Genomic DNA, 5,422 nt, shown 5'->3' on the forward strand with positions numbered 1-5,422 from the left:
ACCATTCGCACCGGAGTTAAACAGCTCAGAAAGGCTATGGGAGTGGATGCGGGAGCATGACTTATCAAACAAAGCATTTTCAGGTTATGAAAATATTGTAGATTGTTGCTGTGAAGCTTGGAATAACCTTTGCAGCGAAGCTGGTCGACTGTTCAGTCTGTGCTCCCGTGATTGGGCAGTTATACAGTAGTTAGAAAATTCAATTGGTATAAGTCCCGGCTCTACTCCTTAGGCCGGGCATCCTCTTTCTCTAATAATGCCTTTCAAGCTCCACGCTCTGGATAACGGCGTTTAATCCCCCTGAGGCACTGATATGGGATCGCAAGCAGAGCCCTTGCCAGTCACCGGTTATATCCTGAACCTCGACCAGCATCCCTGGCTCAATGAGTCCGGGGGCGGTGTTGGTGTCGGTCAGCGGCAGTTCGATGGTGTTGATGCTCTGGTGACCGCCTTTGGCCAGTTCGTTCCGGCCTCGCTCGGTGTTGACCTGGGTCTCTGTCAGCCAGTCTTCCAAAATATCCGGTGCTGGTTCATCCCCTGCAGTTCCGCTGCGTTTAACGTTGACTGCTACGCCCACATGGGTACCTGAAACATACACTGCGTTGTATTGTGGTTCGGGTCGCCAGCTGGCGCTCAGGCTGATGACCATACTGGCGGGAATAATCCTGTCCATCGTGGCGGTGCCCCAGCTCCATGGGCTGGCAGGGTATCGGGGCTGGATGTTCAGCTGGTCGCTGTCTCGGGCAGGAATCACCACCGATCCGGCGCTGGTGGTGAGTCGTGCAATCACCTCCATGGGCGTCTGGTGTTGATAGCTGAAAATGCCACCGGGAATAATCCAGTCAGGGGTGCTGTAGTTGTTCAGGTTGGGATAGCTGGCGGTAAAGCCGGTATTGGCCAGCTCCTCACTGATGGCCTGTTTGGCGTTGATGTCACTGGCGCTGCTTTTGCTGCGCTTGGGTGCATACGGGGTGGCGAGCAGCTGGCTGCGGCTGGTGCCGGTCACGGTGTATCGTTCATTACCGAACCGACGATCAGTGCTGTATCGCTCAATAATGAATACCCAAACCCAGCCATTGATGTTTATCTCTACCTGCTTCGGCCCACTGGCATCCGGTTCTATCATGGCCAGGCTGGACGCTCCCCATAGCTGTCCGGTCAGGCTCCAGCTGAAGCTGTCTATATCTAATTCTATTTCTAAATCGTTCAGTTCGATGGGGGTACGATCTGGCAAGGTGACTACGCTGATAATATTCATAAGTAAATAGCTCTCCCTGATATCCGGCTGCTCGGGTTGCGGTTTCTCCACCACGTTCGGGTCGGTCTCGCCGCCATACTTGCCGGTAACACTTTCATCCCTGGCTTTCTGTCCTAAGCCCCAGGGAATCACCACCGGGTCGTCCAGCTGCCGGTTGCTCTGAAAGCTGAAACCGGTTCGGCTGTCCCTTGGCTGGATTACTTTTTGCTCGATGGCTCTGCCCATCCTGAAAAACACGTCAGGGCTGGTGGCCGGTGTGTAGCTCTGCCCGGCAAACTGAAAGTTCAGCAGGCTGGCTTCGGGGATCCGGTAGCCGAGGTTTTCCTGCTGGTGCGGTGGGCTGAATTCATCCACACGGCGAAAGCTGGCCAGCCGCAGGGCGTCTTTCTCGGGCGGTATCTGCCAGTCATGCTCGGTGCGCTGGTCTTGGGGCTGGAGGCTGTTGTCCCATCCCTGGCGCTGGAGGCGCTGCTTGGTGGGCGACTGCTGCCAGTGTCCACTAATGCGGTTCTCTTTGTCTTGGCTCTGGCCATGACTAATTTGTACGGTTTCCTGCAAACTCGCCACCACGCCCCAGAAAAGCCCGACAGCATGGGCTTCCAGCGGTGTGGCCTGATGACTGCTTTGCGCTCTGGTGGCATCTATCGCCAGGCTGCTGCCATAGGCGGCGCTGTGGTCACGCTGCTGTGGCTGGCTGGTCTGCCATTGGCTCTGGCAAAAACGGACAACGGAGGGCGGTGTGGTAAAGGCGTATGTCTTCTGTGGATAAAAAGCGAAATCCACCGCAGGCTGGTAGGCCTGTTCGCTGAATATAAAATCGGTGCTTGCGGAGGGGTCGTAAGCCATCGTTATGCACTGGGGATAATGGTCGGCAGGATCGGGCCGTGGGCTAACGGTCGGCTAAATGGCTTCGCCTGAAATTGGGCGGTGCCGATGCTCTGGCTGCCATCGGTATCCAGCCACCACACGGGTTCGGTGCTGCTGGTGGTTCCTGCCAATGTGCAAAGATAGACATAGCCCTGAAAGGTCGGCGGCCTGATCACGTCGCCTACGGCATAAGCAGTGTCAGGTTGCCAGACGGTGCCGTAATCATCGGCGGCGATAACAAAGACGGTGCCTTCATAGGGGCTGGTATCCAGGGTATAGGTTCCATCAACATCGCTGCTGACAGTGCTATCGAGAACAGCATGTTTGGTCAGTTCGCTATCGGTCACTGCCAGCTGCGCCTCGGTAATAGCCATGACTCTCCGGGCAACAAAAAGGTCATTCTCTGTAATGACGCCCTGAACCTGTGTGGTGTTCCCATTGCCGGGAATAATAATTCCCCCGGCTCCGGCATCACCACCGCCACCTGTCGTCGGGATGGTATTTCCATCTGTCCAGATGACCTTTGTATCATCGCTATTAGCCCAACTTAGGCTGCTGTCTATGTTATTGCGCCGGGTAGCGATTTTTAGAGGTTCAGCCACATTCTCAAAATCAGAGTTCCATATCGTCTGGTAGGTACTAATTGCTGACGTATTTTTTTGTGGCGATGCGTTATAAATATTGGATAGGTGAAAGTCTGTAATTAACAGACCTGCTGCAAAGGTATTCGTCTTCGATGCATAGCCCAGAGAGACTTCCTGATAACTATACCAGGGAAAGGTATAGTTTTTACTTGATTGCAAATTAACAACAGTATCTCGTGTGCCATTGATGTGCATTACCAACTTATCAGGCGTATAACTCCGGCTCGCATTCATAGTGATTACGATTTCAACAGGCACACCTGTCGGCAATAGGGTAGTTGATTCTCCCTTTGTTCCTACACGGCCATCACTAGACCTTTCCGTTCGATAATGTAAAACCCCATTTTCAACCCATATATCTGTCCGATACACAGAACTGCCATTTGACGTTGCGAAGCCATCTACATTTAAAAGCGGAACACTTTTTGTCGCCGTTGACTCATGCAAAATCAACGTCATTACAAAATGAAGTTCTGAAACAGACGAATTAAACGCCTCATTATCCGCCGCATAAATTCGAGGCGTAGATAGCTTTCCTGCAACGTTATCTTCGGGAAACCATATTCCAGCCATTAGTCAGCATCCCCCCTGATCTGAAGCGTAAAATCATCATTGGTTTCCGTTCCCTGACCAGCGAGAACCGTCCGACAAATCCAGATAGGTGCAAGGCAACCATCGGTATTAAATCGAATAGCGTTCCCTGCTGCCCAGCCAGTTCCCCAACCATCAGCCCGGATAGTTAAGAAGGGCACGCCTGTTTCCGGGTTCAGCGGTGCTACATCAGCAATGATGTTGCCGGTTGCTATGATCCCTAGCTTTTCCTCTACGATCTGGAATGCTGAACCACTGGTGAAGATGATCGCCCACTTGCCATAGATGGCTCCCTTGTTGGTCACCTCCACTGGATAGTTGATGGTGTTGTATTGGGCGGTGGTCTGGTCACCGTTCCGGTTGTCTGTCCAGTTCGGGTCGCCGTTATCCCATACCTTCTGGCTGAAAAAGTTTTTCACTCTGGCCTGAAGATCGCCATACACGACCGCACTGCCTACTGTGGTTTCGGTTGCAGGTAAATCCCAAGGGACAGGCGAAATAATAGAAAGGTCGCCGTTGATCTGAACGTCACTTAAAACGCTCATGTGCTCCACCCGATCCTTAATGGTAAAAGGTGCAGTCAATGGGTTGCTCTGATCGTCGATCAGGCTCAGTGGGTCAGCAAAGGTAACGGTTCCGGCCTCTCTATCGACGGTGTATTGATCGCTTGCCAGCAAAGCCCCGGTACTGTCTTCCACAACAATGTCGGCCTGATGGTCACGGCTCAGGTTGATCACCTGGCCTGCGGTAGGGGTAGCGGCATCGGTGCTGCTGGTGTGGCTGATCACCACGATGTCGCCTGCTCTGAAAATGGGCACCTTGCCATCCGGTGGTAAACGCACCGGGTCTAGCCCGATCAGTTCGGCGTCCAGCGGCAGGCTGGTTTCCACAATGCAGTTATATCGTATGCTCTGCGGTATCACGAAGATGGGCTTCTTTTCAGGAGAGCCGCCGTCTGTGAACACTATTTCACACCAGCCGGTGGTGGTGTCGATCTTTCCCTGCACTTCGCTGGTGTTTATCTCGCCGTTAAAGTCGGCGCTGGCGGTGATGATGTCGCCGTTATCCACTCGCACTGCCGTTAGCTGCAAACTGCCCAATCGAACCGGTGAGCCCGGTGTGCGAAAGGCCACGGCGTCTACTTTAAAACCCGGGCCGATGGTGGCTGCAGCTTCGATGGTGGCGCTGGTAAATCCCCCCTGTGGATAAGTGGCTAACGTGACCACGCCACCGCTGTAATCAATGCTGCCTACCTGCAGGCCTGCGTTGGTTTCGGTGCTGAGATTGGTGAACACCTGACCATCCCGGTCATAGTAGGTCTTGCCGTTCCAAGTAAACACCACGCTCCCCGGCAGTAGGGTATCGCTGATTAAGGGCAATAGATCCAGGGTCAGCTCGGGTGATGGCAGGGTTTCGCTGTAGGGGGCATGGCTCAGGTTGCTGGCCTGGGCGATGGCGGTGATACTACTGCCGTTAAAGGTCTGCTTTTGCGTTGTATTGGTGGTTTCCACTCGATAGAAGGTAGCGCCACCTGAGGTCTGCCGGATGTTGGTGAATTCTGTATAGGTGTAATCCTGCAACGCCAGAATCGTAAAGGCACCGGTCTGATAATCAATGGTGCCTGTTACGCCACGCCAGCCGCCAGCGGTATCGTCAGCCAGCCGCTTTGCCACGGTGGTGGTAGTTTCATAAGTCTCGAAATTTTCCCCCCGGGCGTCGCTCGGCACGTTGGATAACTGTTCCACCAGAAACTGCAGCTGTATGGAACCGGGCAATAACGGCGCACCGGGTATCGTGCCACTCATTACGCCCTGGCCATCGATGGCAACGTTCACCTGACCACCGGCGCTGGTGCCTTCCTGATAATCCACTTGTATCTCGGTACCAGTGTCAGGCAGGTTGTCTAACTTAAAGCTCAATTCTCCCGGGGCGTAATGGATAGCGCCATTGCCGTCGCCGGTCAGCAGGCCGTTGCCCTGGTCGGTCAGGGTTTTATTCTGGCTGTTGGATATATAAGTCACGGTCAGACTGCCGGGCTTGATGCCGGGTTTCTCCACCGTGT

3 protein-coding genes and 1 pseudogene are annotated in these 5,422 nt (G+C 53.8%); 1 reads left to right on the top strand and 3 read right to left on the bottom strand.

Annotated elements, in window-relative coordinates; all coding sequences use genetic code 11:
- Positions 1–190 (top strand): annotated as a pseudogene (locus AK963_RS35910) (IS630 family transposase); the annotation flags it as partial.
- Between the two features lie 60 nt (positions 191–250).
- Here the strand turns inward: AK963_RS35910 and AK963_RS25015 are convergent.
- The 3 genes from AK963_RS25015 to AK963_RS33595 form a co-directional block, all read right to left on the bottom strand.
- Positions 251–2,104, bottom strand: coding sequence for a hypothetical protein (locus AK963_RS25015; RefSeq protein ID WP_066018108.1), 1,854 nt, complete (start codon positions 2,102–2,104; stop codon positions 251–253).
- A gap of 2 nt (positions 2,105–2,106) precedes the next feature.
- Entirely contained in the window at positions 2,107–3,342 is a 1,236-nt protein-coding gene (locus AK963_RS25020; RefSeq protein WP_066018109.1) for a hypothetical protein, read from the bottom strand.
- Positions 3,342–5,422, bottom strand: a 2,081-nt coding sequence (locus tag AK963_RS33595) for a hypothetical protein (protein ID WP_202969861.1), incomplete at its 5' end; no start/stop codon positions are given. The genes AK963_RS25020 and AK963_RS33595, both read right to left, overlap by 1 nt.

Origin of the sequence: Endozoicomonas atrinae, assembly GCF_001647025.1 — a bacterium.
Classification (GTDB): Bacteria; Pseudomonadota; Gammaproteobacteria; order Pseudomonadales; family Endozoicomonadaceae; genus Endozoicomonas; species Endozoicomonas atrinae.

Excerpts from the sequence above, each read along its gene's own strand:
- AK963_RS25015 (WP_066018108.1), bottom strand. The coding sequence starts at position 2,104 with ATGGCTTACGACCCCTCCGCAAGCACCGATTTTATATTCAGCGAACAG.
- AK963_RS25020 (WP_066018109.1), bottom strand. The coding sequence starts at position 3,342 with ATGGCTGGAATATGGTTTCCCGAAGATAACGTTGCAGGAAAGCTATCT.